3 protein-coding genes are annotated in these 2,079 nt (G+C 77.8%); all 3 read left to right on the top strand.

Features of this window, described 5'->3' with window-relative positions:
* The coding region (locus IDM29_RS16435) for an FUSC family protein (RefSeq protein WP_188037809.1) at positions 1-1,053 on the top strand (1,053 nt) is incomplete at its 5' end.
* A 29-nt stretch (positions 1,054-1,082) separates the two neighbouring features.
* Complete coding sequence (locus IDM29_RS16430; RefSeq protein ID WP_182112258.1) at positions 1,083-1,418, top strand: DUF2516 family protein; 336 nt, start codon at positions 1,083-1,085, stop codon at positions 1,416-1,418.
* The coding region (locus tag IDM29_RS16425) for an asparaginase (RefSeq protein WP_309232758.1) at positions 1,415-2,079 on the top strand (665 nt) is incomplete at its 3' end. The genes IDM29_RS16430 and IDM29_RS16425, both read left to right, overlap by 4 nt.

Genomic DNA, 2,079 nt, shown 5'->3' with positions numbered 1-2,079 from the left:
CGGGTCCGCCAGGGCTGGCGGCGGGTGCGCCGCGCCGCGCTGCCGGTGCTGGGCGCGAGCGTCGCCGCCGGCGCGGCCTGGGCCATCGCCCACTACGGTCTCGGGCACCCCGCGCCGTTCTTCGCCCCCGTCTCGGCCTGGGTGGCGCTCGGCTTCACGGCCGACCGGCAGCCGCGTCGCGTCGCCGAGCTCGCCGCCGGCGTCGCCGTCGGGGTGCTCCTCGGCGACCTGCTGGTGCACGTCATCGGCACCGGGCCGGTGCAGATCGCCGTCGTGCTGAGCATCGCGGCGCTCGTGGGGCGCTTCATCGACCGCGGCGCGCTGTTCACGATGCAGGCGGGCGTGCAGTCGATCGTCATCGTGGCGCTACCCGCGCTCCAGGCCGGGTCGCCCGTGGGGCGCTGGCTCGACGCGCTCGTCGGCGGCGTCCTCGCGCTGATGGTGGCGACGCTGTGGCCGCAGGACCCGCGGCGCCGCGTGCGCGCGGTCGGCGAGGAGGCGCTCACCGAGGTGGCGGAGCTGCTGCGGCACCTCGCGACGGGCCTCGAGCGCCGGGACGAGGACGAGGTCGAGGAGGCGCTCGCGCGGGGCCGTGCCTCCCAGCCGGTGCTCGACCAGTGGCGGGACTCCGCGTCGGCGGCGCGGCAGTCGGCGCGCGTCTCGCCGGCGTTCCGGCGCCACGTCGCCGAGCTGCGCCAGCTCGAGGGCGCGGCGGTGTGCGTCGACCGCGCCATGCGCAACGCGCGCGTGCTCGCGCGCCGCAGCCGTGCCGTCGTGCGCGAGACCCACGACCTGGCCGGCCTGGCGGCCCTGGTCGAGGACGTCGCGACGGCGGCCGGTGACCTCGCGGGTGCGCTGGGCTCGGGCGGGGACCGCGGTCGGGCCAGGGAGCGGCTCGCCGACCTCGCGCGCCGCACGGACCCGTGGCTCGTCGTGCCCGACGACTGGCACGCCCAGAGCCTCGTGCTGCTGCTGCGCTCGCTCCTGGTCGACCTCCTCGAGGCCGCGGGCGCCGAGCCCGGCGAGGCCCGCGCGAACCTGCCCGAGATCTGACCCCCGGTCGCGTCTCGTACGCTCGTGCCGTGATCGCGTCCATCCAGGTCCTCATCTTCCTCGCGCTCTACGTCGGCGTCTTCGCCGCCTGCGTCGTCGCGCTCATCGACCTGGTGCGCCGCCCGGCGGGGGCCTTCGTCGCCGCGGGCAAGAAGACCAAGACGTTCTGGGGCGCGCTGCTCGGCGTCGCGACGGCGATCGCCTTCGTCGCCATCCCGTACCCCCTCGGCATCGGCGAGCTGCAGTTCCTCGCGCTCGGCAGCGCCGTGGCCGCGATCGTCTACCTCGTGGACGTCCGGCCGGCGATGGGCAGCCACGGCCGGGGCGGACCCCGCCGGCCGGGTCCGCGGGCGGGCGGCTGGTGACCTCGCCGGACCTGCTCGCCGAGGTCGTCCGGGGTGACCTCGTGGAGTCCGTGCACCACGGCCACCTCGTCGTGCTCGGCGCCGACGGCGCCACGCTGGCGGAGGTCGGCGACGCCGACGCCGCGATGTGGCCGCGCTCCTCGCTCAAGCCGCTCCAGGCCGTCGCGATGCTCCGGTGCGGGCTCGACGCCGACGTCGACGCGCTCGCGCTCGCGGCGGCGAGCCACTCGGGCACCGACGCACACCTGGCCGTCGTGCGGGCCGTCCTGGAGCGGGCGGGCCTCGGCCCGGACGCCCTGCAGAACACGCCCGACCTGCCGCTCGACGCCGACGCGGCCTACGCCTGGCGCGCGGCCGGTCACGGCCCCGCGGCGCTGACCCAGAACTGCTCGGGCAAGCACGCCGCGATGCTCGCGACCTGCGTCGCGGCCGGCTGGGACACCGCGACCTACCTCGCGCCCGACCACCCGCTGCAGCGCGCGATCCGGTCGACGGTGGGCGAGCTCACGGGGGTCCCGGTCGAGCACGTGACGGTCGACGGCTGCGGTGCCCCGCTCCTGTCGACGACGGTGCGCGGGCTGGCGCGGGCGCTCGGCCGGATCGCGCGGGCGGGCGCCGGGGCGGGCGACGGCGACGAGGCGCGCGTGGCGCGGGCCATGGC

The organism is Actinotalea sp. JY-7885 (genome assembly GCF_014525465.1).
GTDB lineage: Bacteria > Actinomycetota > Actinomycetes > Actinomycetales > Cellulomonadaceae > Actinotalea.
This window is presented reverse-complemented; position numbering and strand designations above follow the sequence as displayed.